This window comes from Pseudoalteromonas sp. THAF3 (assembly GCF_009363775.1).
GTDB lineage: Bacteria > Pseudomonadota > Gammaproteobacteria > Enterobacterales > Alteromonadaceae > Pseudoalteromonas > Pseudoalteromonas ruthenica.
Window position 1 is genome coordinate 520145 of sequence record NZ_CP045419.1, and the last position, 26159, is coordinate 546303.

Consider the following 26159-nt stretch of genomic DNA (forward strand, 5'->3'; position numbering starts at 1 on the left):
CATTAATAATGGCCTATTATTGCCCGAGTACCGAGAATAGTTTTTTCAGCTGCGGCATGTATTCTTCTACCAAAGCAATATTAGTGTCGCTGACATCCTCACTCGCTTGATTTGCACTGCCCATGGCTCCGAGCAAAGAGTTGGTCTTGTTGCTACTACCAGAAAGGCTTTGTAGGCCGCCCATAACCTCATCAACACGGGCCTTATCTTCGGCAGATAAATCGCCTTTAACATTGGCTAAATACGCTGCAGTTACTTCGCTACCGACACTGATCAGTTGCTCAGGGGTAAAGCCATAGCGGCTGATCACATCGGCAAACTGTTGGTAGCTGTCGGTATTTTTCAACATCGCAATGGCGCTATCACTCATTGACTTGTTGTTTTGCTCGCTACCTTGGGCGCCGAGTAGGGCGGCACCATCAAACTGCTGCCCTTGCTTATCTGCCCAATTGGTCACAGCGGGTGCTGCCTTAATAAAGTTTTCGACGTCTTTTTCCGTGAGCTCTAGCGCCAGAGCCTGAGCGCTGGTAAAGGCTGTGGTAGCGGCCAATGTAAGCGCCATCAATAAATTCTTCATTGTTCTCTCCATGCAGGTATTGTGTAGGTGGTGTCGTTATTGTCTAAATTCACTGAGTTGGGCCTTGGCGCGCTCAGTGATAAACTCAATGTCATCAATGATAGTTCAAAGTCGTTAAGGCAAGATGAATAGATGTTGCAGATATCTAATACGGTGACCATAGACGAATGGGAAGTGGAGCTGTCTGCCATCCGCTCGCAAGGAGCCGGTGGTCAGAACGTCAACAAGGTGGCAACGGCGATCCATTTGCGCTTTGATATTAACCGCTCGAAATTACCCGACTTTTATAAACAGCGGCTACTGGCCTATCGCGATAGCCGTATCACTAAAGATGGGGTAGTGGTGATCAAGGCACAAAGTCATCGCACTCAAGAGCTCAATCGGGAAGAAGCACTGAAACGTTTAAAAGAGCTTATTTTGGCTGCCACTAAGGTTGAGAAAAAGCGCCGCCCAACCAAACCTACACGCAGCGCTCAGCGTAAACGTGTCGACAAAAAAGTGCAGCGTGGCCGTACTAAGCAATTGCGCAAAATACCCAAACTTTAAAGGCGAGAAAATGCCTTAAATAGGGTAGCTAATTGGCATCGCACCAAGTAATGTGGTGAAAGTAATTGCAGCCACCTTACAATGAGCCACGGAGGCACAATGGATTTGCTCAGCACACTCAACCTAGCATACCCAATTATTCAGGCGCCTATGGCGGGAGTACAAGATGAAAAGCTCGCCATAGCCGTTGCTCATGGCGGTGGTTTAGGCTCCATTCCTTGTGCCATGCTCAGTGCAGAGCAAATCATGGCGCAAGTCAGTGAATTTCGCCAACACACTCAGCGTGCTCCTGTGAATCTTAACTTTTTCTGCCATTCTATGCCGAGCCTAAATCAGGCAGAGCAAAGCCGCTGGCAGCAATTGTTAGCACCTTATTATCAAGCACTTGAATGCCACCCAAACGATGACCTAGGGGTGCTCAGGCAACCGTTTTTTGCGCAGCATGTTGCTGTGCTGGAGCAGCTGCGCCCGGAAGTCGTAAGCTTTCATTTTGGCTTGCCTGAAGAAAAACAACTACAACGTGTAAAAGCAACCGGTGCTGTGGTGCTATCCTCAGCGAACACGTTAGCCGAGGCGCGCTGGCTCGCCCAGCATGGGTGTGATGTGATTATTGCTCAAGGTATTGAAGCGGGAGGCCATCGTGCGATGTTCTCATCAACGCTTGCTGAGCAGGGGACAACGGCGCAATTGTGTCAGCAAATCCTGGCTGCCAAAGACATTAACGTGCCAGTGATAGCTGCGGGCGGCATTACACAGGCTGAGCACGTGGCACATTATATGCGCTTGGGAGTCATTGCTGTACAGGTAGGCACCAGTTACCTGTTGTGTGATGAAGCCACTACCAGTGCTGTACATCGTCAAGCGCTGCGTGCAGAGCACCGGCAAACGGCAATAACCAACTTATACTCTGGCCGCCCAGCGCGGGGGATCACCACCTCTTTTATGCAAGAGCAAGGCTTTATAAGCGACCAAGTCCCTGCTTTCCCCTACGCCAGTGCCAAGCTAGCACCGTTACGTGCTAAGGCGCAAACCTTGGGTAAAGATGATTTTACGCCGCTATGGAGCGGCACCGATCGCAGTGGCTGCCACGCCATAAGCGCAACCGAACTGACTCGGGATTTAGCTGCACAACTCAAATATTAAGTTCGGCTTTGAGTTTAATGTTTCTGACGCTTTAAGTTCAGTTTATATCTTTTTTAAAGCGCCTAGAACAATATTAAATATTTGATAGTATAGTTTCTATATAATAAATAGTGGACAGGGTCTATTACATGTCAGCAAATAAAGAAGTTGAATATGGTCAAGCCATTAATTACATACATCATATGTATGAAACTCGGCATAAGGCCTTTCATTTTATGCTGATTGTAAACGCAGCTTTATTAGCTATCAAATTCAACTCAAAAACACAGACGGGAATGATCGGAATCTTACCATTGTCAGTGTTCGGGTTTTTAGTTACAACCTCTCTCCTGCTTTTTGCTGTCCGTAATGCAAGGGCGACAGCCAAATATGAGGGAGAAGCGATGAGAATCGAGAAAGAGCTTGGTTTTTCACTTATTACTTCTGCCCATCATAGTGCAATTGGCGGAATGAATAGTGGAGTATATCTAACTGGTGTTTATATTATATGCGCTCTTTTCTGGCTTTGTTCTTCGATTTATCCTCTCCTCTTAATGTTGATTTAACCTGTTTCAGAATCACTAGATTCGCTTAAGTGATAATCTGCGCATCAGGAATGGTGCGCTTGATGTAGGTTTTTAAGTCGTCCACGTAGTGGCTATCAAATACAAGGCTAACTTGGCCCCCGCCGTTGTAGGGCAATTGGAATAGGCCTTTGTCATCACACGTGTCGATAACGACTTTACGGATCTCATGCACCGGAAACAAGGCTTCGCCAACACTGAGTAGCTCTTCTTCGACCTTGATGTGCTCAAAAGGATTAACGAGCTGTTCGCCCATACCATAACGATAGCGGTGCCACAGCAGGGGAACATTAATTAAACCCGCAGCTCCCCATAAGCGGTAATCATCGCGAACAAAGCCAGCGACCAATAGGGTGATGGCTAACAAGGCGAGCACCCACATCCACCATCCTGTTTTTCCTAATTTGCTAAATGCGCTATGCATGGCCCATCCTTCTGCTTACTGGAGATATTCATGGTAACGGGATTGGCGAGTAAGGAAAAGCCCTGTGCTGCTACGAAGAATAAGCCGATGTATCACTTAATTTGCGGGAGCGGCAGCAACCACAAACTAAGACCCACTGATAGATATCCCAGAAAGATACATGGCCCGGGTCAGCTTCGCCTGTTTGTGCAGCACAGGGGGAAGTTCACTGTTCAAGGGAACAATATAAATGTTATGTTATAACAATTTGGTTTTCAACCCCAATTCGGGTAAAGCCTCAGAATTGTTAGGTAAAGGTATGATGGCGCGTGGCCGCAAAGCGATTCAAAATATGGTGGATAACATACACCAGACATAAACTGGCGGTGATTGCCACACACACAGAGCTGAAGCGGTACAATGCGCTATATACTAAGTCTTGGTTGGGCGCGAGTGATTGTCCGAATAAAATGCCAAAGGTGGTGATAACGCCAAATCCAACCCCCGGCATACCGCCTCCTAATACATGGTAGCGACTAAAGACAAAGGTGAGGATCCACAACACCAATATTGGAAACACCAGAATCTGGCTGTAGGTAAACAAGAGTAATTGCGCTGCCAACGCCAAGTTGCAACCGATTAACGTGCCGATAGCGCGTTGCCAACCCGCCATTGATGCCGCTTTCCAACACAGTGGAAAGAGAATCAAAATAGAGGCGGCCTGGGCCGATACCGAATCTTGTAAATCCAGTATCTGAAAGACCATAAAAGAGAGGGTGGCGACGGTGGCACATAACAACACCTCATGGCGGACACTGGCTGCATCTTTAGCGGCGCGAGAGATGGGCGTGCGCGTGCTCACATCAGGAAACAACCAATGCATGATATAGGCGCTGACTAGGCTCACAGTTACTGCCAAAAAGTTACTAAAGATCAATGGGTATAAGCCCAAGCCGGTGGCGCTGTAACTGGCGAAATGTAATTGAATGGATAGCCCAACCACACTCATGGCGCCGAATAGGAAGTGGGCACCGCGACTCATTTGATAAAATAACAATGCAAACATGGCAAAAGCCAGTATCGACATCAAGATCGGATGAAAACCAAATAAGCCTTGCAGCACCAATACCGCAAAGCCACAAAACAATGCACTGGCGATAAACTGGCGGACAATATGCGCATTTATGATTGGTACTAAACCCAGCAACAGCATAGGGTAGACCGTAAAGAAAATACCATTGGGCCAATCAAACAGCTTACTCAAGCTAAACCCGAGCGTTGCCCCGGTGGCGATGCGGAGCATTTGGCGAATGTCGTTGGCGGTTAGGCTCATGGCGCAGCTCCTTGGTTAATAGATATAGTGCATTAGGCTCACGGCCTGAATTTGTGCGTTAGCTAGCAGTTGCTCCACTGGGTCATCGGGCACGATTTGCACTGTGGCTCTCGCGCCACTGGCAAGATGCGATGAGGTAAACTCATCATCGAGTTGCAAATGCACGCGTTGACGTTGGGCATCACGGACCCAGCGGTTAGAGGTTTCGACCTCAGCCAGGATTCCATTGGCGCTGAGCTGCCCGGCGCTTGAGCCTGCGGCGAGCTCGCTGACATGGGCCGCAAACACTTGCCCGGGTAAAGCATCGAAGCTGACTAAGGCGCGGTTGCCGATACGCACGTGATACAGCGATTTTTCACGAAAATCAGCGGCCAAGTCTAGTTGCTCGGTCACCAGCCCCGTCATCGCCATTCCTGCTTTGGCATAGGTACCTGTGGTCACTTGTAGATTGCTAATAATGCCATCATGAGGCGCCACCACTTCGGTATAACTGAGATTCAGCTGTGCCTGCTGAAGCTGATTACGGGCCTGTTGCCAAGCGATATTGTCCTCACCGTGCGCGCCGCGCTTTATTATCAGTGCTTGCAGCTTGGCTTTTACGGCACTGACCTGTGCCTGGGCACTGGCCAGAGTAGCGCTGATCTCATCACTGCGCTGCTGCGAAATAGCCTGTTTACCAAGTAGGGTACGGCTGCGTTGATGTAGGCTTTGCTGCTCATGTAACTTGGCTTGAGCCGCCGATAAGTCGGCGCGCAAAGCCTTGATGTCAGCATCGAGCTGTTGGTTTTGCTGTTGCACTTGTGCCAAGGCCAGTTCAGCTCGTTTTACGGCAAGTTGGTATGGGCGAGGGTCGATACGCATGAGTACCTCGCCTTGGCGCACATGTTGATTATTGCGAACCGCCACAGCAACAATTTTGCCATTGACCTGCGGGGTGATTTGCGTCACTGGGTGGTAAACGCGCGCCTGTGGTGTCATTGGCATGTATAAATCAGCAACAATAAAATAGCCAAAGCACACGATAAACAGCATGATGGCGATTTTAACGTAGCGTGCGAACTGCTGATCGGGAGTCGGTTGCTGGCTCACTCTTGGTCCTCCATAAATTGATTGGCATTGTCTTCTAAGGCCACTAGGCCAAGCGCCATCATATTAAGCTGCTCATCGCTCAACCCTCGGTATAAGTGAGTTTTGACCTCGCTGATCCGCGCTTTGAGCGCCGATAATTGCTGCTCACCTTGCACTGTGAAATACAGGCGCCGACAGCGCTTATCGTGCTCATCGACACGGCGCTCAATCACCTGTGCGTGCTCCAGTTGTTTCAGGGTGCGGGTGAGACTCGGCATTTCTATATCTAAGCTTGTGGCCAGTTGGTGCTGCGTACAGCCTTCGCCAAGATGGTGCATATGCATCATTGCCGTCCAACCCGGTTGTGTGAACCCAAGTGGCTCAACGGCGACTGACAACGCTTGACGGCAGATACGGTGAACGCGGCCAAGCTTGCCACATAAGCTCAAGTCGAGGGTTTCATGAAAAGGAATATCAGCCATGGTGCAGCGCTCTCATTTAGTTAGCAGGCTAAGTATATTGCAATAGTTAGCACGCTAAGTAAATGTTCGTCGTTATTCGCCAAGGCTATACCGGCGGACTCAACCTGGGTGTGAGCCCTTAGAAGGGTGATGTGGTTAGCAATAAAAAGGCAATTTGTTGACTGTTGAGCAGCGCGCATTTATGGGAGTTTGATGGTGGTTGCGCAGCTATCATCAATGTCGCGATAGTGCGAGTAAAAAGAGGTTATCAAAGCGCTCCGAGTTCCCCACTGGGCTTATATTTCACTTAAAAAAAAGGGGCTACAGCTTTACTGTAAACCCCTTTGACACTGTCTGGATGTGCCAGTTACAGTGGCAATACCTCGAACACGGCCACATAACTGCCACGGCGAGTTTGCGCCGGAGCTTTGGCTTGCTGGTCTTCATACTCGGCTTCAAACCAGTACATTCCTGGCTGCGTAAATTGCAGCTCAATTTGACCATTATCATCGGCGGTTAACTGTGTGGCGATGTTGCTATCACGATACCGCTCGCCTTGGCGCACTAAGGTTACCTTTGCCCCAACTGCAGGCTGGCCGTCGATCAGTAGCTGCATAGGCGCACTTTCACTAACGTATAAATCGTTCGGGTGGGTTAGGGCATTAAGCTCGAGCCCTTGGCCGCTAGGGGTGATTGCCGTGTCATTAGGAGCCCCAAGGGTGACGAAGGTCTCCATGCGACGGGCAACATCGCTCACTTGCAACTCTTTGGCATCGCTGGGTACTTGTTGTTTGAACTGCGCTAAAGTGCCGGTCTTTCCACGACCAGGCCAATAATGGCGCTCGCCCTCTGCATCCACCCAGCGGGCGACAATAGAGCGGCTGGCGTTAAATACGCGGTAGGTTCCTTGCTGCTGTAGGTGCAGATCAAACACACTGCGATAGCGAAGCTTGGCGCTATTTTCTAACGCCACAGTTTGGCCATCGGGGCCAATTGCAGTCAGTCGCTCCAGCGGATAGGCATAATGGTCGGGATTAAAAATGCCGTTGGCGATTGCGGCGTCAAAGGTGATCCATTCATCATCACCTGAGACCACTGTGGTACTTGGTTTAAGCCACACTCGGTGGGCGTGTGCTGATTGGCTAATAACGGCTGTGGTTGCAAGGGCGGTGCAGAGCGCCGCGCTGATAATTGTTGCTAGCTTCACGTGTTAGGCTCCATAGTTAGTGTAATTGTGCCGAGCTCATGCTGGCCTTGCTCGGTATGGTGTTGTGATTGGGTTATCGGTAACGTCAGGGGGATGCGGATCAGCTCGCGCCCGCCTAATTCCCTCGCCGCTTCTACATTGAGGGTGTACTCACCATCAGGGAGAGCGGCCAATTGCGCGGCGAAAGGGCTTAAATCAAGGGTGGCCACGCCAGGGCGGCGCGTCGCGCCGGTGACGCCATCGACAGGGAGCGATAAACTGCGACCACTGCGACGCCACCATAAACGCAAATCTTTTAACCACTTCTCACCCTCACGGTCAGCGAGCTTGGTGTCATACCAGATGGCTAAATCAAGCACCGCTTTGCGCTTGCTATTGGCTAACCACACGGCCACATAAGGGGGGTGATATTCGGCCACGCTTAAGCGGGGAATTTCGACTTGCAACTGGTTCGCTGACGCCGCGTGGGCAGGTAGCACGAGCACCAAAGCGGGTATGCCTAATCCCGCCAGTACCAGTGGCCACGTTGATTTGCGGCCTTTGGCATAACGTTTTAGTAATAACAGCCCAGTGATCGAAAAAACGATGCAGGCCACAGAGAAAAGATCAATAAACATACTCCACCACATACCGGTATTCCGGCCCTTATGTAAGTCATTTAGATAGGCTATCCAACCACGGTCGGTAGCTTCTTGATAAAATTCGCCGGTATCTAAGGTCACGGTAAACCAGCGGTCACCCCCGGCTTTGGGCATGGCCACATAAAGCTCAAAATCACTCCACTCAAGCTGTTTATAACTGGCAATAGACTGTTCGGTTTGACCTTGATACCAACGCTGAAAACTCTTTGGTAGCTGCTCGTTGTTGGCGGCGGCTTTCAATTGATTGAGGATGGCATCGGGCACTTGCGCTTCAATTTGCTGCACTTGTGCGCGGGACTCAATGCTCGCGGCATGGTTTAGGGTGATCCCTGTAACAGCAAAAAGCAGCATGCCAATAAGGCACACTGCTGAGCTGATCCAATGCCAAGCTTTGAGATCCCAAAGCTTACTACGTTTGGCCATTTAGAAACTCCAGGCTAGCGACGCCCAGTAGCGACGTCCGTCTTCGATGTAGCCATATTCATCTTCACGAATTTCCTTATCAAAGAGGTTGTACACCCCAAAACCTAAGCGTACTGAATCCATGACTTGGTAGTTGGCGCCTAAATCAGCGGTGGTGTAAGACGGCGCGATTAGGCTCGATTGTGAAGGGCCGGTTGTCGGTTGGCTTTCCTCACCGCGATAATGCACGCGCAACCAAGTGCCTAAGGCATCACTGGCTTGCCAGTTGAGCGACGCTTGTGCCAGGTGCTCCGGCAGTTGGTTCAACGGACTGCCGGCGTATTCACCGGTTTTTTGTTCCGAGTCGGTGTAGGTGTAGTTAAGCGCCATCTTGACCGTGCTGGCGAGCTGGTAGTCTAGTGAGACTTCTACCCCTTGAGTGGTCGCCTCATCAACATTGGTATAGGTTGTTGGCAGTGAGCCAAACTCATTGGGCCCGTCGGTGCACTTTGTTAACGGGCAAGCTACGCGAGAGATTTTATCGTCAAACTCGTTATAAAAAACCGTGGTCGATGCGCTTAAGCCTTGCTCGGTATCGAGGTAAATCCCCATTTCATAGTTGAGCGAGGTTTCAGGGCTTAAATCAGGGTTACCATAAATGTTGCCACCCCGGCTAACTTGGCCCCAAGCAGCGGTTGTTTGTCGTAGGTTCGGTGCTCTGAAACCACTGGAAATACCGCCTTTAACGGTCAGGGTGTCATTGGCGTTATACACCGCATACAACCTTGGGCTGGTATGGCCGCCGAATTGTTGGTCTTTGTCGTAGCGCAGCCCCGCAGTCAAGGCTAGCTTCTCGGTGGCTTGGAACTCATCTTCTGCAAATACCGAGTACATATCGTTATCAATTTGCGTGAGCTCACTAATACGGTTGCTGGTGTTATCTTCTAAATCTTCACGTTGGTAGGCCACGCCGGCACTCATTTTGTTGCGCTCATTAATAGGCAAGGTCCACAAACTTTGCACATCAATGTTTTCAACAATCATATCCCGTGACTTGTTGTCGTACTTATCGTATTGCGCATAGCTAAATGACTGGCCAAAATCCCAATAACCGGTGTGTGAGAGTGAAATGGTTTGATTATCGTACTCGGTTACGGTGGACTCTGGGCAGCCACGACGGCCGCAACTTTCCCCTGGAGCCAGTGGCTCTACGGTTTTGCCCAAGGTGGCATCCAGAGTTTGCGATGCACTGGCAATGTCGAGTAAAAAACTGTGGGCATCACTGGGTGTGAACGATAACTTAGCTTGATAATTCTCCGCTTCTTTACCGCGAAAGCCGCTGTAAATATCGTCTTCATCGCGGTTGCTGAATTGGCCATACACTTGCAGCCCCAGCTTTTCAGGGATCAGTGCGCCGGCGGCAAAGAAGTTGGCTTGGTGAATATCACCCGATTCACTGCTTTCTTGCATGGTGGTATCCAAGCGCAGTTCACCGTACCACTGCTTAGGGGTTTTGCGAGTAATAATGTTGATCACCCCACCGATGGCATCGGAGCCATACAGAGATGACATGGGCCCGCGCACCACTTCGATACGCTCTATGGCGGCCAGTGGCGGTGTCCAGGCACCTTCAACCCCTGGGCCATCGCTATTCGGGCGAGTTTCCCGTGAGCTCTGGCGTTTGCCATCAACAAGAATCAGGGTGTATTGGCTGCCCATACCCCGTAGGCTGATGTCTTCACGGTCGCCGCCACCGGTAACAACCACCCCAGGGACGTCGGTCATCGCATCGGTTAAGTCGCGGTAAAAGCGTTGCGAGAGCTCCTCGCGATCGATTACGCTAATAGAGGCGGGGGCATTTTTAATAAGCTGCTCGTAACCCGAAGCGGTTACCACGATTTTTTCCATGTCGTTATCAGGTGCTTGGTTAGCATGAATACTGGTGCTTAAAGTAGCGAGCGCAGCGGTGATAGCGAGGGATAACGGGGCGATACGACGTTGCACCGTGAACATTGGGGAACCTCCGTGGTATAATTAAGGTAAATGATATTAATTCTTATTTGATGGTATGCTGTTGCACCTCTGCGAGCAACGCGCTTTTTCTTAAAGGTTGTTTAAGGAATTCTTAAAAGTATGAACACCAAGCTAACGCGCGCCCTCAAGGTGTTTGCGAAAACGGTGGAAACCGGCAGTATGAGCCAGGCGGCTCAGCAATTACATATGACCGCTTCAGCGGTCAGTCAACAAATCACTAAACTTGAACAAGACATTGGCCTGAGTTTATTTAACCGTAATACGCGCAAGCTCACTCTGACCGAGGCTGGTGAGATTTACTACGCCTCGTCGGTAAAGCTACTCGCCACGGCAGATCAGGCGCAGCGGCAACTCGAACAGCTTCAGCATACGCCTTCGGGGCAGTTGAAAATTGTTGCTCCAATTGGCTTTGGTGGTGGCTTGTTAAGTCAGCCTATAAAGCAGTTGACCGAGCAGTTCCCGAAAATTGAAATTCAGCTTACCTTGACCGATGAGCCCTTTGATATTATTGCTGGCGGGGTTGATTTAGCCATTTGTATTGGCCCTTTAACGGACTCGGGGTTAATAGCCAGGCACTTGGCCGATTGGCAGTTGATCCCTTGCGTTAGCCGTACTCATCCATTGGCCGAACTTAACCCTCAAGACCCGGATGCGCTCGCGGCGCAAACCTTTATTGGCCACACCGGAGCACAGCGCATAGGTCAAAAGCTGACCCATCAGCACAGTGGTGACACCTTTACACTCGGTCAACCTCGGTTATTAGTGAACAATATGCAGGCCGCCATTCAGCTCACTTTAGATGGCATTGGTTACGGTTTATTACCGGAGCCAGAGGTGCGACACCTGCTCGCTTGTGGTCGATTACAGCGCATATGCCCGCAATGGCAGCTGCCTCATTACAGTGTTTATGCGGTGACCCCGCATCGCGATACTGTTGCGGCTAAAACGCGCGCCGCGATTGATAGTCTGCGTGCTTGGTTTGAGCAGGTTTCCACAAACCCTGAGTTGTTTGTAGGGGAGCCTTAATCGCGAGCTTACTGCGCTAAACAACCGCACCTATTAGGGCTGCTCGCTTTTCGCTGTTGAGCCCCTTACGCGGCGCATAAGCACGAAGGCAAGTGGCAATATGAATAACGAGCCAATCACCCCCAAAATCATGTGCAACTGGTTGGATGTATCAAGTGTAGCGAGCGCGCTCACGTCGCTGCGATGGACCAAAAATGCCACAACGATAGCGGCGAAGAGCACGGGTTTAATAATGTTGTTACCGGCCAGCTTGATAAGCCCATAGGCAAAAGGCAGTGCCAGTAATAGGTTGAGAGCAAATCATGGCATTATGATTTTTATTGTATGCTTTTTAACCTTGCAAGAATCTTGAGCAATAACAACACGCTTGGCAATTGTGTGGCTATGTAGTGATGTTCACAGTTTAGTTGCGTAGTGGCTCAAAGCGTATCTTACGGCAAATACGAAGTCATCAGACAAGCAGCTGCGAGTGAGAAGGAGACGGCATTTTAGCGCGTTTTTGGATAAAAATGAGTGAGGACGAATGCGTGCTTTGTGCCAGAAGAAGACGCTGATAACGCTAAGCGGCCCAGTGTATGAGTCCCAGCGACTTAAGGGAACGACAATAGTGCATTGTTATATCTTTTTACCACGGCCCAATAAAACGATCTAGATTAGCAAGTAACAAAACAGGCAAAATGCTTGTCGTAAAACTTACAAAAAATAGCCGTGCATTAGTGAGCCAATTTAACTTTTTAAGCCAGTAAACACAGAGAGCCGACAAACCAATACAAGGTATAAAACCACCCATAATTGAATAGAAAGCAAGTACCATTGCTGCAGATTCAAGACTGCTTGTAAAAGATGATGGATACTCACCAAACGGGCCAATATAGCCGACAAGAGGTACAGGAAGACGATAGTAAAAAGCAGAGATAACTCCCCACACAAACAATCCGCAATAGAAACAAAATATTCCTTTAAAATAACTCATGATGTTGCCTGAGATATAACACGCTAAAATTGGCGACGAAGGAGCATAAGCCTGCTATTTTGTGTCCTTAATAATTAGTTTGTTATATTTTCTTGAGCTTGTATAAATTTTCGCGCATCACCCCATCTTGCTTGACTGGTAAAACTACAACAAGAAAGTCTCTGTTTTGGCGCACCTTGATCACAGACCAAGTAAACTTTCCCGACAACCAAGCTCATATCAAAAGATGCGCCAGTGATCGGAGCAACTAAAGTGTTTAATTTTTGTGTTTCTCCCTGATAAAAAGTCATCGGCTTTCCTAATTTCCCAACAACCTGTTCAAATTCTAAGTCAGTTTCTTCTTTGTAGAAAGCACTTTTAAGCCTAGCGGTATAAATACTTGGGCAATTTTTTATATATTCTTCGACGGTATTCTCCAAACAAGAGCATGAATAGACGGGAAGAGAGAATGCAGCGGTAAGAATGAAAAGAAATAGGCTAAATTTACCCACGGTTCCTCCGAAAATATAACGCCGCATTCAGCGGCTTGTTCCGCTGCAATGCTTTGTTATGGCCTTATCGAGTTAAAAACTTTAATAACTGCATTGTGCCTACCGAGTCTATTTCCCTTATCTCTTGTCCCCTCTTTAGCTAAGGACTTATAGTGATATATATCGCTTAAGCAGTCTTTAAAGTATCGTTCTAACAGCTCTTCATTGTCGTAGTTATCAATGAAGTCACGATAGTTTTCAATCTGTGAGTCAGATAGGTTAGGCTGATCAATCGTAATCTGGTAAACGGCAGTAAACAAGCTATACAAATGAACTTGCCTCCTTAGAATTTTGCTTCGTTCTTTATTACCATCTATCAAAAACCCAATTTGAGCTAAAACAGACTTAAATCTTTCGATATCCTCATCTTTTGAAGGATAGTTGTCATTGTATAGATCGTATACTGTGTTTAAATTGTCATTCCGGATATCCTCCTGAATCCCTTGCTTCATGAAGACTAAAAGGGTACTGATGAATGAAATGTCCCGCATACGTCTTCTGTCAGCAATTCCGAATAGAGAATTATCATTCCAAAACTCCAACTCAGATAAATACGAGGTGACTTTCATAAATTCACCTTCAAATTCAGCATTTCGAAGTTCTTGAGGATTAAGCGTCATGTTATTGCTATTCAGCCTCAAAAACATAGTAACAATATCTTCTCGCTCTACACTATTTCTAATAACTCTAACTGAAAAAACATAAGCCCAAATCGCTTTCTTATCATCTGTATCTAGGTCTTTAAAATATCGATTTTTTACTCTTTGATAGCATTCGTTGGCTTCATTTAGCGCAGATTCAGTTAGTTTGAAAGAGTTAGTTATATACTGAAAAATCGCTCCGGTTCTTTGCTGCCCATCGACTATCGAGTAGCAGGTATCTCCTGAGTTTTCGTCCGTTCCCGTATTCCAAAGGTAAATTTCTGGTATTGGGTAACCCATCAGAATGGACTCGATTAACTGAACCTGATTTTTCTTTGTCCACACATAGTTTCTTTGGAAAGAATTATCCACAACCAGCAGACCGTTATTATGCAAATCGGATAGCCACTTAATAGTTTGAGGTTGGATATCAATTGAATCAATTAGCTTCATTATTTATTTCACCCTTAAGTTTTGCTATCCCTCTTACATGGTAATCCTGCACTGATTCCCAATCTGAATAGATGCGGTAATTAATTTCATGTTGTATGCCAAACTTTAGCTGCAAGTCAGTTTTAAAAGTTCGAACTTTACGCTGCCAATCTTGTAATATTTCATTGCCATAAGTGGGATCTGAATCTCTAATACTTACGAAGCCGTTAAAGATGTTTGCACACTTGAAGTTGTAACCAGTCAAGAATGTTTGCTGTGAGATCTCTCTATAAGCTGACCAGATTTTCCTATACATATCATTTGACACTATAATCAGATCAAAATCGGAATCATCACCGAACTCTTTAAAGTTTTTTGATGGTGAAAAGCTATATCTTGTTTTCGCACTTCCGACTATAGAAATGTTATTGAAAGGGATATCCAGCTTGAGTGAAATAAACTTTTTGAACTCATCATAACCAGAACTGAATTCCCCACCGTTTCGTTGAAAATACCAAACATCCTGACCAATTAGATATCTATAGTAGATTTCAGTCTCATTGTTTAAACCAATAAATTCTTTTAATTCAGCTTCATCCATATTTTAAACTTACCCTAGCTGACTTTGAATTGTTCGTGATCGTGCCATAACGCCTTGCTCACCGGGAAATTGGGAGCGTAGCGAGTAATTTTTCCGAGTGCAGCAACTTGTTATAAATCTTCTTCATTCAAAGTATTGCCAATAAAATAGAAATTGTAGTTTTTACATACCCTTTCCAACTTATCCGCATCAGTAGTCATCGCTACGGCCATTGGGTTATGGTTTTCAAGCTTCGGATTTCCACCAATATACCTAATACGTTGATTTATACTTTCCAAGTTGAAGAAAAATGAACCGTAATTCTTTGTTCTAACAACATATAATGTAGAGCTTGGGTCATCCTCGTTTGCTCGAATTAGCTTCAAGGAAATACGACTTCCGTTATCCATAGCATCGAACGTATATCCGTAGGAGAAGGTTCCATTCTCATTAGGTTCGACTAGAAAAAGCCCAGGAGAATAATAGTTTTTTGGCAATTCATTTGGAAAAAGAAAGCCCTGTTGCTCACTATAGTAGCTCAAGTAATAGACTACAGTATTCATCGTTTAAGTCTCAGGACGTTATTTCCGTTCAAAAATGATTCACCGTTTACAGATTCCCATTTATGCTGATCAGAGTAAACTCTAGGACCTCCGACAATTGGCCCCCAAACTACGTCTTTGGAAAACTTGTAGCTTCTAGTTAGGCCTTTAGCCCTAATCACTGAACGATACTCAAGTGCCTGAACATCTGTGAGGCTTTCAATATCGAAACTCCAAAAATCATCATCGTCGATTTGAAATTCAACTACAGACTCAGTGTTGTGCATTTGCTTTGCCCAAGCTTTTGCAACATGCAGTGCAGTTCCCAAATAGAAGCCTTGTCCTAACTCCCCACCACCGAGGGAGGTATCTACCTTTCCATCAACCAAATCTTCAGCAAATTGGTCTGACGTTCCATGATAAGTAGAAATTCTGTCGAAATTACTCATAACTTCCTTATTGATTTATAACAATTTAATATCGAGCGATAGGGTCGCTTTTCTGCCGCAATCTGTCTCGTTTTCGTCCTTAGACCATTGATAGCAAATTTAGGAAGTACTTACCAGCATTGAAGTTATGCTGCATTGCTCTAAATGTGGATAAGACAAAAACGACCTAATAGGTCGTTTTCCTCACTATAGGAGAAATACAACGATGCTGTATATAAAGACAATTATTTGTTGAGGCTGGCTCAGTGAGAACTCGTTCACCATTTTAAACCACATCGGCGAGTTTATGCTGACGAAGCAATATTCGCTCACAGCCGTTGATACATATCTTAAATGGATTTCTTTCTATACTCATTTTCATGATAAGCGTCACCCTGCTTCACTGGGCGATAACGAGGTTATCTGATCAGTACTTACTGGGTATCGGCCTCACAAAGTGTGGTGTGTAAGTCATCACTCACCTTGTCTATTAGTCGTATCAACTCCATCCCTTCTTTATCACTGATATTTTTGAGGTTACAGCGCATCTGCTGGGGAATTTTTTGCGCGGTATGTTTGGCCTTTTTTCCATAGTCGCTGAGTACCACCCGCTTTACCCGCTTGTCATGCTGATCATGGATCACCTGCACAAAAGATTTCTGCGTAAGCTTTTTTAAAATTAAACTCATGGCACCACCATCAATATGGGTTTTCTCAAGTAATTGATGAATGGTGATTTGGTCTTTTTCCCATAATGCCATTAACACCACGTACTGTGGGTAAGTAATATCGAGCTCACGCAATAACGGACGATAGGCCCGGGTGAAGGCGTTAGCCACAGTGTAAAAGCGGTGACACAGCTGGTAGTCAAGTTTTAAAGCATTGTCGGTCATGATCTCTCCTTTATTTTATTTTGCATGCAAATAACTTGATCTTCAAGTTGGTCATCGCTATTATTTACTTTGCATGCAAAGTAAATTTCTAAATAGTTAACTAGAAGGAGCCCAATAATGGCGTTAGAACAGATTCTTTATAGTGCAAAAGCCACGGCAACTGGTGGACGAGACGGCTCTGCCAAGTCGGATGACGGCCGTTTAGATGTTGACCTATCGGTCCCAAAGGGGCTGGGGGGCGATGATGGTCAGGGCACCAACCCTGAGCAGCTTTTTGCCGCCGGTTATTCAGCGTGTTTTATTGGCGCGTTGAAAAAAGTGGCTGGCGATCAAAAAATTAAGTTACCTCAGGATATTGCCGTCACCGGTGAGGTTGCAATTGGTCCAAAAGGGCAGGGCTTTTCTATCGACGCTAAGCTCACCGTGGATTTGGGGGATATGGACAAAGCGCAGGCGCGTCAATTATTGGATACCGCGCATCAGGTTTGCCCTTATTCCAATGCCACACGTGGCAACATTGATGTGGAACTGGTGCTGGCCTAGAGGCACAGCCTAGTCGCGACAAGGGCGGCGACAGCGTGTCGCCGCCTTTATATGGTTATTTATCGGCCTGCTTTTCGCCGTGCTTTTCAAACCACCACAGAATGTAGGCGACTTTTGCCATCAGGTTCGAGGGCCGCTTGGTGATGCCATGCGAGGCATCAGGAATACGCACCATGGCGGTATCCACCCCCTGCAATTGCAATGCTTGGTAGAACTGCTCCGTTTCGGAAATAGGCGTACGATAATCGGCCTCACCGGTTAATAGCATGGTGGGGGTGGTTACATTGCCCACATAGCTAATAGGTGAGCGCTCCATATAATGTTGCATATGCTCCCATGGCTTGCCTGGGAACCAGTAATCCGCAAAGAAGGGATAAAAATCAGCCGTTAGTACAAAGCTAAACCAATTAATTACAGGCTTGGCAACCACCGCCGCAGCAAAGCGATCGGTATGGCCGACTATCCACGAGGTAAGTACACCGCCGCCAGAGCCGCCGGTTACATAGAGTTTAGTGTCATCAATAAATCCTTTGGCAACTAAGGCATCCACACCCGTCATCAAATCATGGTAGTCGTTGCTTGGGTAGTTATGATGAATCGTTTGCGCAAAGTCTTTGCCGTAAGAGTCACTGCCGCGTGGGTTCATGTACAGCACCACGTTGTCTTGAGCGGCGAATAATTGTGCTTCAGCGCTGAAGTGAGGCCCGTAGTTGGCCACCGGTCCACCGTGGATCTCGAGAATCAAAGGGTATTTCTTGGTTGCATCAAAGTGCGGCGGGTAGACAATCCACCCCTGAATGTCGAGCTCATCGTGGCTGGACTTAACCCACAATTCTTCCACTTTGCCAAGCGTTTTGTTGGCCAAGGCATCTTCATTTAAATGCGTTAACCGCAGCGCTTCGCCGCGCTTAGTCAAGGCCACATCAGCAGGGCGCTGAGTGTCGGCGAGCGTGAATGCAATATCACCCTCGGTGCTAACGTCAAAATCGCCGCCTGAGTAGGGGCGACCAAAAGACACGCTCCCCACTTTGTCGGTGATCACCTTGGCTTCACCGCGCAAAGGTTGGTAGCCAATGGTGGTTTTGCCTTCGCTATCGTAGCTAAAGTACAGGCCGCGACTATCATCCGCCCAGTGTATTTGCGCCACTGCGCGGTCAAAGTCCGGCGTTAAGCTGCGCGTCTCGCCAGATTCTAAATCGCGGATGTAGAGCTGAGTGTTTTCATAGTTAGTGCGCTTATCGTCATAGCCGGTGTAGGCTAAGTAACGACCATTGGGAGACACCTGCGGCTGGCTGTCTGGGCCATCGCGGTCGGTGATGGCGCGAATGCTGAGAGTATCAAGCTCCAGCGCGTAAATTTCAGAGTTTATCGGCTTTAACTCATGGTCGCTGTGACGGTTTGCTGAAAAGTATAAGGTACTGCCATCGTCACTAAAGCTGATACTGCCGCCATGGTCAAAGTCACCGGATGTGAGCTGCACCGCGTTGCCGCCGTTGGCAGCAATACGAAACAGGTGATTATGGCCTGCTTTGGTATAGCCGGCGCCATCAGCGCGGTAGTAAACCTCATCGATAAACAGCGCTGGGTCGGCCCATTTTGCGCCTTCGGGCTTACCGGGTAAGCTCACCGGGCTATTGGGCTTAGCGGGCACAAACATACTGAATACTAAGCTTTTGCCGTCTGGTGTCCAGGTGGGCTTGGAGGGGCTCTGTGTAAGGTTGCTGATTTTACTCACCGCACCTGTGTTTAACCACTTAACATACAGCTGTGCGCTGCCATCTCGTGTAGAAATAAACGCTAAGCGACTGCTATCGGGGGATAACACGGGGGCAAAGTCTTGATGTACGTCACTGGTTACCGGTTGCAGCTGTTTATTGTCGGTGCTGACCTGCCAAATATTACTAAATTTGCGGTCTGACTTAATGTCCATGCGATTGCGCACAAAATAGACGGTATCGCCATCATCACTGATATCGATTTGATTGGCATATTCAAGATTGAAAACGTCTTCGAGCGCGAGTACATCATGGCGAGTGCTTTGGGCTGCATTGGCGATACCGCTGGTTGCGATAGCTAAACCCATGGCCCAAGAGAGGGGAGTGAATTTCATAATCTGTCCTTGGCAGCTATGTCAGTCTCCCTGTTATAAAACCCATACTCTGTAGGTGCAACTTTATTCGATAAAAAATGACAGCTTGGTCATGGAGTTGCAAAAAATAAGGGCAGCAGCATAGCGATTAGCGCGATGATCATGCCACATTGGTTGGTCAATGAGATTTGCTTGCGCTTGCGGCTGATGTAATCGTCACTCAGGCTGTATCCACTTTCGTTGTTAAGCCAGGCATCTAAGTTGGTTTCCAGTGCTTTGGCTTTGCTGAGTTTTAGCGGGTTATGATTGAGCACTGCGCGCAAGTCGGGGTAGTACTGTTCAACATAGCTACGTAGCTGTTTACGAAGGGTAAAGCGCACCCATAAGTAGGCGCCAAAAAGGAGTAAGAAAATAATTAAGTTCATTGCTGTAAATCCATTTAACGAGCGTGACGTTTTATTTGTTCCCAAGTTTAGCAAAAATGTATAAAAAGTCAGCACTTTTATACTTAGCCAAAAGTATGACTACCATAAACCATCGCTACTCAAAATCAGTTGTACTGCAACAATAATAAACATCCAGCAATGAACCAAAATAGTCACCCATAGCTTTATGATAAAGGCGCGCTTTTGCGATTTATGACGCAACCAAGTTTGCGCCGCAAGGGCTCCTAGCCAGCCGCCGAATAGCGACCATATTAATAAGTCACGCTCGGGTGTACGTGGGCGTTGGCGCTGCGCCGCGCGTTTATCATGCCAAAACCACATAAAGGTAATCGTGCTCATGCATAAATAGAAGACGCTGGGCCAAAGAGTTTGCACTTGCCAACAGAGCAGTGCGACAGCGCAGACAAAGAGTAAGCTGCAAACACCTTTGCCAAGCTGCAATATAAACTTCATTATGTGTTGTCCGATAAAATTTGGCTCAAGTGTCCCTAGTCGGTGCCGATAGTATTTAAAAGCGAGCCATGATGCCAAGGACGCGCAATGCGCATTGATTCTTCCTACTCACAATCTATACCGACAACGCCTCAATCTGAGGGCACTTTACGCCTGCAACCCCAGCATAATCAAGCCAAAGCTCAGGCTGAGGCGGACATTAAGCAGAGCTTGCGCGAGCAACTGCCCGCGCATATTCAGAAAATGTTAGAACAAATCGAGCGCGTAAAAGAGCAAATAGACCAAGCACGTGAAAGGTTGAGAACTCTGCAAAACGAGCAAGCCCCCAATGATGAGGAAGCGCACAAAGCAATGCTCGAATCACAGCGCAATCTTGTTGCCAATATGGAAGTACAGCTTATGCAAATGACCCAAGCGGTCACTGAAGCACTTAAAGAGGCCGGGATCTCTGACCCCGGTATACTCTTAAGTGCACTAAGCTAATAAGTTACCACTGCCTTTCGATACTAAATAGCACGCTGCGCGGGCGCCCGGGGAAGTAACGATCGCCGCTGAAAGTCGTGAAATCGGCACGTTCAGCATAGGCTGTATCAGCAACATTCTCGACCCGAGCGATCACTCGCCAGTCCTTATTCACTTGCCATGCACCGCGTATATTAATGAGATCATGGCCACTGTAGCGGTGTAAATTTTGTGGGTCGGTGTAATAATCACTGACGTGATGCCACTCAAGGGCAACATCGACATCGTCACTGACTTGCCAATGCAGTTGAGTATTTGCCACCCATTTGGGCGCGGTGTCCATAATGTTCCCCTTGAGATGAGTGTCAGCGATGACTTGCTGGTGCTCATAGGTGTGCAGCGCCCGACTCAGTGCAAGTTGCAGCATTACCCGGCTGCTAGCCTGATAGCGTAGTTCTAACTCAATACCTCGGTGTTTACTTTCACCGTCACTGACATTAAAGAAGTCACTATCGCGGAAAATAAAGTTATCTTTGTGCATCACGTAGCCAGCCAGGTTGAAGCGCACTGAATTGTAAGCCCCCTTTACACCCAGCTCCACGCTATTGATGGTTTCGCTTTTTAAATCGGCCACTTGCTGCTGACGCTGGAGTTGATATAACTCTGAGGTTTGCGGTGCGCGGTAGCCTTTGGCGAGATTAGTGTAAGCAATAAGTTCAGGGCTCAGCTGATAGCTCAGCGATAGCTTCGGGGAGAGATCGGCAAAGCTGTTGTCGCCGCTCGCGGGGCGTGAATAACGACAACCGCCAAAGCCACATTCGCTGCCATCGTCACGGGTACGCCCAGCGAGCATATGGTTGTCGTAGTTGTAGTCGATGTGCTCGTAACGTGCTCCTAAAGTCACTAACCAGGCCGAATGACGATAAGAGAGCTGCGCAAAAGGGGCATACCATGTTGCATCAACGCTGTAATCGTAATGCTTTCCTTGTGGTACGGTGGCCTGTAAAAAGGCTGAGCCGGTGGTTGGCTGGTGTTGATATTGCAGCACGTCGCCTTGGGTGTACTCACCATCTATGCCTAGGTTTAGTTGCCAAGAATTGTTGAGTTGGGTTTGCCAAAGCGTTTGTACGCCAACCCCTTGCTGGCTATTTTCCTCCAGCGGTTTACCCGGTAAAAAATGCTTTAAAAAGGTCATTTGTTGGTCACGCACATAAGGGGTGATCATCCAGGTGGATTGCCCGTTTGCTTGCCAAGTAAATTGCGACCATAGCCGCGTCGCGCGATTTTTGCGAAAGGCTTCTGGGTTGGGGTTTTGCTGTGCCACTTGCTCATTTTTATAGGCTTCAAAACCCTCAATATAGCCTGCTGTTTGTTGGTCTAGATGGGTGTAGGTGAGCCCGGTTTGCACCCTCAAGGTATCGCCGCTATAGCGATAGCGCAGGTTGATTTTCTCTTGTTCGACACTCTCATCATCGCGGTAGCCACTATCACGGGTAACACTGCTATTAATGCCAAAACCTTGCTCGCCTAAATCTTTACCGGCGCGCAGTTTTGCGCGTTTATAGCCATACGAGCCCACATCGAGGCCAGCGAAGCCGCCCCCATAAGTCGTATCGGGGGTAATCACATTAATTACCCCGTGCACAGCATTTGAGCCGTACAACGCAGAGCCTGGCCCTTTAAGCACTTCAATACGCTCAGCCATTTCACTGTGCGCTTCAAACAGTTCATTGACGTTGCAGAAACCGGCTGCACGCAGGGCAATACCATCTTCTAGTGCCAACACTTCGGCACATGCGCCCCCGCCGGTAAATACCGGAGAGCGTAGTGATGGTAAATATTCTTGGCCGTTACCGTGTTGTAAATTGGCTCCGGCGATTTGTTTCATGGCTTTTTCAATATGGGTGCTGCCAAGGATAGCCAGTTGTTCAGCGTTGATGGTGGCAATATTCAATGCCATTGCGTCCTCTGAAACCGCCAATCGCGAGGCCGTGGTCGTGATGCGTTCAATCTCGGCCAAGTCATCCTGAGCGAGTGCCACTTGTGTAAACGCGAGTAGAGATAAGAATGTTGGTCTAAGCATACGTTTTCTGTGCATTTTTTGTTGATGGTACGGATTTGTAGCGGGCAGTGCAAAATTATACTCTCAGACGGTATTGTCTGATCACTGTGGTGCACAGTGGTGTCGAAATACCAGGGAATTAGTCAGGCTATTGGGGGCGACTGAAGTGGGGTGTTGAAAGCACAGCAGCGAGACTAGGTGCCTCGCTGCGGTGATATAAGCGCTGCTAAGCGTCGTTATTGGCTAACTTACAATTAGCATAATAGGTGGTGGTCGCAGGCCAGTCACTGAATACACCAATGACGCCAACATCTTGCGCTAATACATCCAGCACTTGCATCATCACACCATCTGAATCAACGGCATCGGTGATTGATTGGTAGTACCAGCCACCACCGCTCTCAAGCGGCCCAGAGCGCTCTAATGACCAAGCAATAATTTTCAATCCTGCCTCGTTGGCTGCTTGGGCATACGCCGAGGGAACAATCTGATTATTGTTATCTAAGTCAAGTAACATCCAAATCGGTGGCGCAATAACTTCGATACCCTGATTGACCAGCTCAGCCATGCTGGGTGACCAGGTTTGCGCATTACTGGGATCAAAGCCCGGCTCGGCGTCGCGACCGTCAAGGTAAACGGCCTGTGCGGCAAATTCTGGATGAGTGTTAACCCAATGCAACACATCATCGCGGTTAAATGATTGCGGCCACACCTGGTCGGCAGCAACTCCCGCAAGTTCATACTCGTTCAGCATTTTTGATGCGTAATCGGTTTGCGACATGCCATTAAAGGGCATACTGACGCTAGGTGATTTTAACTCTGGGGTCATTTTTACGCCCAGTGATTTAAACAATTCAATGCTTTCTTGATGGGTCATCAAGGTACCGCGAGCGGCATATAAGTCGGTTCGCCACGGTGCCGTGCCTTGCATATATTCACTGACAGTGGTTGCTGCTGGGTTCGCTCCATCCATTTTTCCCTTGAGCGTTTTAAACTCGGCTAAGGTTATATCGCTGGTGCAACACTGGGCGCTTGCGGGTACGCCGTCTGCGGCGGGAGTGAAAGGCTCTGAGCATTTGCTAGCAAGTTCGGTTTCTAGGATATTGGTGGTGGTATGCAGATCACACTGCGAATGGCGACAGACCAGCTCATTGTCGGCGGTAAAGGTGACATCACATTCTAAGATCCCTGCCCCCATGCGCGCTGCCGCAATGTAACTTTCACGGGTGTGCTCAGGAAATTGCATAGGTGCGCCACGGTGGCCAATGGAAAAGTCGCTGGCCACGAAGTTGTCGTCGGCACATGCTTGCAGTGCTTCCTTAAGTGGCCCCGCAGCCATGGCATCAACCAGCGCAAATGGGCGAGGGCCCAGTTGCACTGAAGTTGGAGAGGCTGTTTGCGGCTGTTCAACCACCACAGGATCAGAATCTGAGCTGCTGTTACATCCGCTTAATAAAATCGCCGCCAACGAGCAACTAATGAGAGAAAAGCGCATAGAGTTAGTTCCTTTTTTAGGTTTTTAACCATCATAAGGACGTGATGTTTTATTTTTATTACAGCGACACAAGCATCACTTGATCGCTACAGCTAATTGCACAGTAGACTAAACTATCAGCAATGTGAATGAACGATAAGAGTTTTATGTATAAGGTATTGATGTGTTTGTTATGGGTGGTGAGTTTTGCTAGCAGCGCTCAGTCTTATGTGATTGAGCAAGTTAAAGACAATGTGTATCGGTTTAGTGCAGGCCACTACCACAGCGTTTTTATGATCACCGATAAGGGGGCATTTGTCACCGATCCTATTAATGCTGATGCGGCGAAATGGCTGAAAAAGGCGATTCGCTCTCGTTTTGGTGTTGCCATTAAGTTCATGGCCTACAGTCACAACCATATTGACCACACGCTCGGTGGCGAATTTCTGGTCGATGAACAGACTACCGTTGTTGCTCATCGTTATGCAGATGAGGACATGCGTTGGACCAAAGCTCCCGTGCGCTTTGCTGACGTTACCTTCACTGATTCTTTCACCGCTGAGCTTGGACAAAGCTCTGTACAGCTTAATTATTTCGGCCCCAATAATGGGCGCGGCAATGTGAGTATGCATTTCATGCCTGCAAACGTTATGTTTGTGGTCGACTGGGTGGTGTTAGGTCGCATGCCTTATAAAGATCTGCAAGGTTATGATATCCACGGCATGATCCGCTCTACAGAGCAATTACTCGCAAGCCACGACTTTGATATTTTGGTAGGGGGACATGCACAAATGGGTGACAAGGGCGACGTGCGTCGCTACCTTGCCTACCTGAAGACCCTTTATAATAGCGTACGTGACGCGATGTTGGCGGGCCATACTTTGACGCAAATGCAGCAACAGCTACATTTTCCTGAATTCAGCCACCTGCCCATGTACCAGCAGTGGCGAGCGCAAAATATTGCCGGTGTGTACCGCACGCTGATAGAAGAGTCTTACTTTAATTTTCGCCCTGATGTGAGAATTAAAGATAACGAACATTAAGCGGTCGCATTGGGGTAATCAGTATAACCCCCTGGGCCACCGCCAAATAATGTTTGCGGATCATGCTCTGCTAAAGGCAAACCTGCTTTGAGGCGCTGCGGTAAATCCGGGTTGGCAACAAAGGGGCGACCAAAGCCAATCATATCGGCCCAGCCATCCTCTAGTGCTTGTTCGGCGCGCGCCTTGGTGTATTTACCCGCGTAAATAGTGAGCCCATCAAAGGCATCACGGATAGCATGCTTAAACTGCGCGCTCATTAAAGGCGCATCGTCCCAGTCGGCCTCCGCAATATGGACATAGCCAACGTTAAGCTCATTAAGAGCCCGCACTGCAGCCACATAGGTGCTTTGAGGGTTGTCATCCACCGCGCCATTTAAGGTTGTTAACGGTGCTAATCTGACCCCTACGGCGTTTGCACCAAACACTTCACTGACCGCGCTGACGACTTCACGCAAAAAGCGCAGGCGATTATCAAGGCTACCGCCATACTCATCGCTGCGATTATTGGCTTGTGAGTCTAGAAACTGGTTGATTAGATACCCGTTGGCAGCATGCAGCTCAATGCCGTCAAAGCCTGCTTCTTTGGCGCATTGGGCGCTGTGGCGATACTGCGCGATGACCTCGTGGATTTCTGCAACGCTCATGGCGCGCGGCATTTGCGCCTCGACAAAACCCGGGTTGTTATTGTCATCGATAAACACCTTCACACCTTTGGCTTGAATAGCAGACGATGAGATGGGCTGCTTGCCGCCAGTATTACTTTCATGGGATACGCGGCCGACATGCCACAGCTGGGCAAACATCACGCCGCCGGCTTGGTGGACGGCGTCGGTGACCTTGCGCCAACCGGCAACCTGCTCTGGGGTGTAGATCCCCGGGGTCCATGCATAGCCTTTACCTAGTTCGCTGATTTGCGTACCTTCACTGATAATCAGTCCGGCACTGGCACGCTGCGCGTAGTAGGTCGCCATTAAGTCATTGGCGATGTCACCCGGTTGGGTTGAACGCGAACGTGTCATCGGTGGCATAACAATGCGGTTTTTTAATGTTTTACCGGCTAAGGTAATAGGGCGAAAAAGTGAATTCATAAGACCTCCTAAAGTTGTGCTGAGCACAGCGTATCGCAGATGATTGTCATCATTAACCGCAATAAATGAAAAACAC

General features: G+C 48.0%; 29 protein-coding genes. 8 read left to right on the forward strand and 21 right to left on the reverse strand.

Translation table 11 applies throughout. From position 1 onward, the window contains the following. Positions 1-16: 16 nt before the first annotated feature. On the reverse strand, positions 17-577 hold the full coding sequence (locus FIU82_RS17480; protein WP_152441761.1) for a short-chain dehydrogenase: 561 nt from the start codon (positions 575-577) through the stop codon (positions 17-19). Positions 578-709: 132 nt separating this feature from the next. On the opposite strand from FIU82_RS17480, the gene arfB reads away from it, so the two are divergent. The 3 genes from arfB to FIU82_RS17495 all read left to right on the forward strand — a co-directional run bounded on the left by arfB (position 710) and on the right by FIU82_RS17495 (position 2811). Next, a complete protein-coding gene (arfB, locus tag FIU82_RS17485; protein WP_022943501.1) occupies positions 710-1123 on the forward strand; it encodes an alternative ribosome rescue aminoacyl-tRNA hydrolase ArfB in 414 nt (137 codons plus the stop codon). A gap of 99 nt (positions 1124-1222) precedes the next feature. Continuing rightward, positions 1223-2266: a nitronate monooxygenase family protein gene (locus FIU82_RS17490; RefSeq protein ID WP_152441762.1), complete on the forward strand. Its 1044-nt coding sequence runs from the start codon at positions 1223-1225 to the stop codon at positions 2264-2266. 128 nt (positions 2267-2394) lie between these two features. After that, positions 2395-2811 (forward strand): hypothetical protein, encoded by a 417-nt coding sequence (locus tag FIU82_RS17495; protein WP_152441763.1) that lies wholly within the window; start codon positions 2395-2397, stop codon positions 2809-2811. Positions 2812-2836: 25 nt separating this feature from the next. Here FIU82_RS17495 and FIU82_RS17500 read toward each other — a convergent pair whose 3' ends face one another. The 7 genes from FIU82_RS17500 to FIU82_RS17530 form a co-directional block, all read right to left on the reverse strand. Then, positions 2837-3253 carry a hypothetical protein gene (locus tag FIU82_RS17500; protein ID WP_138508177.1) on the reverse strand — a complete coding sequence of 139 codons (417 nt, stop codon included), beginning with the start codon at positions 3251-3253 and terminating at the stop codon, positions 2837-2839. Between the two features lie 286 nt (positions 3254-3539). Further along, complete coding sequence (locus tag FIU82_RS17505) at positions 3540-4565, reverse strand: DUF2955 domain-containing protein (RefSeq protein WP_151173792.1); 1026 nt, start codon at positions 4563-4565, stop codon at positions 3540-3542. A 15-nt stretch (positions 4566-4580) separates the two neighbouring features. Further along, positions 4581-5597 (reverse strand): HlyD family secretion protein, encoded by a 1017-nt coding sequence (locus FIU82_RS17510; RefSeq protein WP_152441933.1) that lies wholly within the window; start codon positions 5595-5597, stop codon positions 4581-4583. Between the two features lie 53 nt (positions 5598-5650). Then, on the reverse strand, positions 5651-6115 hold the full coding sequence (locus tag FIU82_RS17515; RefSeq protein WP_152441764.1) for a MarR family transcriptional regulator: 465 nt from the start codon (positions 6113-6115) through the stop codon (positions 5651-5653). Between the two features lie 346 nt (positions 6116-6461). Continuing rightward, entirely contained in the window at positions 6462-7301 is an 840-nt protein-coding gene (locus FIU82_RS17520; RefSeq protein WP_152441765.1) for a DUF4198 domain-containing protein, read from the reverse strand. Further along, the gene (locus tag FIU82_RS17525; RefSeq protein WP_138548193.1) at positions 7298-8365 is read right to left on the reverse strand and encodes a PepSY-associated TM helix domain-containing protein; all 1068 of its coding nucleotides are present in this window, start codon (positions 8363-8365) and stop codon (positions 7298-7300) included. The genes FIU82_RS17520 and FIU82_RS17525 overlap by 4 nt, the downstream gene beginning before the upstream one ends. After that, the gene (locus tag FIU82_RS17530; protein ID WP_045980049.1) at positions 8366-10357 is read right to left on the reverse strand and encodes a ligand-gated channel protein; all 1992 of its coding nucleotides are present in this window, start codon (positions 10355-10357) and stop codon (positions 8366-8368) included. It abuts the gene before it with no gap. Between the two features lie 120 nt (positions 10358-10477). On the opposite strand from FIU82_RS17530, the gene FIU82_RS17535 reads away from it, so the two are divergent. Beyond that, complete coding sequence (locus tag FIU82_RS17535) at positions 10478-11404, forward strand: LysR family transcriptional regulator (RefSeq protein WP_152441766.1); 927 nt, start codon at positions 10478-10480, stop codon at positions 11402-11404. Between the two features lie 625 nt (positions 11405-12029). Here FIU82_RS17535 and FIU82_RS17540 read toward each other — a convergent pair. The 6 genes from FIU82_RS17540 to FIU82_RS17565 all read right to left on the reverse strand — a co-directional run bounded on the left by FIU82_RS17540 (position 12030) and on the right by FIU82_RS17565 (position 15551). Beyond that, a complete protein-coding gene (locus FIU82_RS17540; RefSeq protein ID WP_152441767.1) occupies positions 12030-12377 on the reverse strand; it encodes a hypothetical protein in 348 nt (115 codons plus the stop codon). Positions 12378-12451: 74 nt separating this feature from the next. Then, positions 12452-12868 (reverse strand): hypothetical protein, encoded by a 417-nt coding sequence (locus FIU82_RS17545; RefSeq protein ID WP_152441768.1) that lies wholly within the window; start codon positions 12866-12868, stop codon positions 12452-12454. Between the two features lie 56 nt (positions 12869-12924). After that, positions 12925-14001 (reverse strand): DUF262 domain-containing protein, encoded by a 1077-nt coding sequence (locus FIU82_RS17550; RefSeq protein WP_152441769.1) that lies wholly within the window; start codon positions 13999-14001, stop codon positions 12925-12927. Further along, the gene (locus tag FIU82_RS17555; protein WP_152441770.1) at positions 13988-14581 is read right to left on the reverse strand and encodes a hypothetical protein; all 594 of its coding nucleotides are present in this window, start codon (positions 14579-14581) and stop codon (positions 13988-13990) included. Before FIU82_RS17555 ends, FIU82_RS17550 begins: the two co-directional genes overlap by 14 nt. 110 nt (positions 14582-14691) lie before the next feature. Further along, complete coding sequence (locus FIU82_RS17560) at positions 14692-15123, reverse strand: hypothetical protein (protein ID WP_152441771.1); 432 nt, start codon at positions 15121-15123, stop codon at positions 14692-14694. Further along, on the reverse strand, positions 15120-15551 hold the full coding sequence (locus FIU82_RS17565; RefSeq protein WP_152441772.1) for a DUF3990 domain-containing protein: 432 nt from the start codon (positions 15549-15551) through the stop codon (positions 15120-15122). The genes FIU82_RS17560 and FIU82_RS17565 overlap by 4 nt, the downstream gene beginning before the upstream one ends. A gap of 286 nt (positions 15552-15837) precedes the next feature. Between FIU82_RS17565 and FIU82_RS18835 the strand changes: the two genes are divergently transcribed. Continuing rightward, a complete protein-coding gene (locus FIU82_RS18835; RefSeq protein ID WP_367648282.1) occupies positions 15838-15957 on the forward strand; it encodes a hypothetical protein in 120 nt (39 codons plus the stop codon). Between the two features lie 7 nt (positions 15958-15964). Here FIU82_RS18835 and FIU82_RS17575 read toward each other — a convergent pair whose 3' ends face one another. Continuing rightward, the gene (locus FIU82_RS17575; RefSeq protein ID WP_152441773.1) at positions 15965-16423 is read right to left on the reverse strand and encodes a MarR family winged helix-turn-helix transcriptional regulator; all 459 of its coding nucleotides are present in this window, start codon (positions 16421-16423) and stop codon (positions 15965-15967) included. A gap of 114 nt (positions 16424-16537) precedes the next feature. On the opposite strand from FIU82_RS17575, the gene FIU82_RS17580 reads away from it, so the two are divergent. Next, a complete protein-coding gene (locus FIU82_RS17580) occupies positions 16538-16966 on the forward strand; it encodes an organic hydroperoxide resistance protein (protein ID WP_152441774.1) in 429 nt (142 codons plus the stop codon). A 55-nt stretch (positions 16967-17021) separates the two neighbouring features. On the opposite strand, the gene FIU82_RS17585 is transcribed toward FIU82_RS17580, so the two are convergent. From FIU82_RS17585 to FIU82_RS17595, 3 genes are all read right to left on the reverse strand, one after another. Continuing rightward, complete coding sequence (locus FIU82_RS17585; protein WP_152441775.1) at positions 17022-19076, reverse strand: S9 family peptidase; 2055 nt, start codon at positions 19074-19076, stop codon at positions 17022-17024. Positions 19077-19165: 89 nt separating this feature from the next. After that, positions 19166-19480 (reverse strand): hypothetical protein, encoded by a 315-nt coding sequence (locus tag FIU82_RS17590; RefSeq protein ID WP_022945241.1) that lies wholly within the window; start codon positions 19478-19480, stop codon positions 19166-19168. Between the two features lie 99 nt (positions 19481-19579). Then, on the reverse strand, positions 19580-19954 hold the full coding sequence (locus FIU82_RS17595) for a DUF1294 domain-containing protein (RefSeq protein ID WP_152441776.1): 375 nt from the start codon (positions 19952-19954) through the stop codon (positions 19580-19582). Positions 19955-20041: 87 nt separating this feature from the next. Here FIU82_RS17595 and FIU82_RS17600 point away from each other — a divergent pair, with 87 nt between their 5' ends. Next, positions 20042-20437, forward strand: a complete 396-nt coding sequence (locus tag FIU82_RS17600) for a hypothetical protein (protein WP_152441777.1) — start codon at positions 20042-20044, stop codon at positions 20435-20437. A gap of 4 nt (positions 20438-20441) precedes the next feature. On the opposite strand, the gene FIU82_RS17605 is transcribed toward FIU82_RS17600, so the two are convergent. Both FIU82_RS17605 and FIU82_RS17610 read right to left on the reverse strand, forming a co-directional pair. Continuing rightward, on the reverse strand, positions 20442-22499 hold the full coding sequence (locus FIU82_RS17605; protein WP_152441778.1) for a TonB-dependent receptor: 2058 nt from the start codon (positions 22497-22499) through the stop codon (positions 20442-20444). Positions 22500-22704: 205 nt separating this feature from the next. Then, a complete protein-coding gene (locus tag FIU82_RS17610; protein WP_152441779.1) occupies positions 22705-23973 on the reverse strand; it encodes a glycerophosphodiester phosphodiesterase family protein in 1269 nt (422 codons plus the stop codon). A gap of 128 nt (positions 23974-24101) precedes the next feature. Between FIU82_RS17610 and FIU82_RS17615 the strand changes: the two genes are divergently transcribed. Further along, complete coding sequence (locus tag FIU82_RS17615; protein WP_253946374.1) at positions 24102-24995, forward strand: MBL fold metallo-hydrolase; 894 nt, start codon at positions 24102-24104, stop codon at positions 24993-24995. On the opposite strand, the gene FIU82_RS17620 is transcribed toward FIU82_RS17615, so the two are convergent. Continuing rightward, positions 24992-26083: an alkene reductase gene (locus FIU82_RS17620; protein WP_152441780.1), complete on the reverse strand. Its 1092-nt coding sequence runs from the start codon at positions 26081-26083 to the stop codon at positions 24992-24994. The genes FIU82_RS17615 and FIU82_RS17620 overlap by 4 nt on opposite strands. Positions 26084-26159 lie beyond the last annotated feature (76 nt).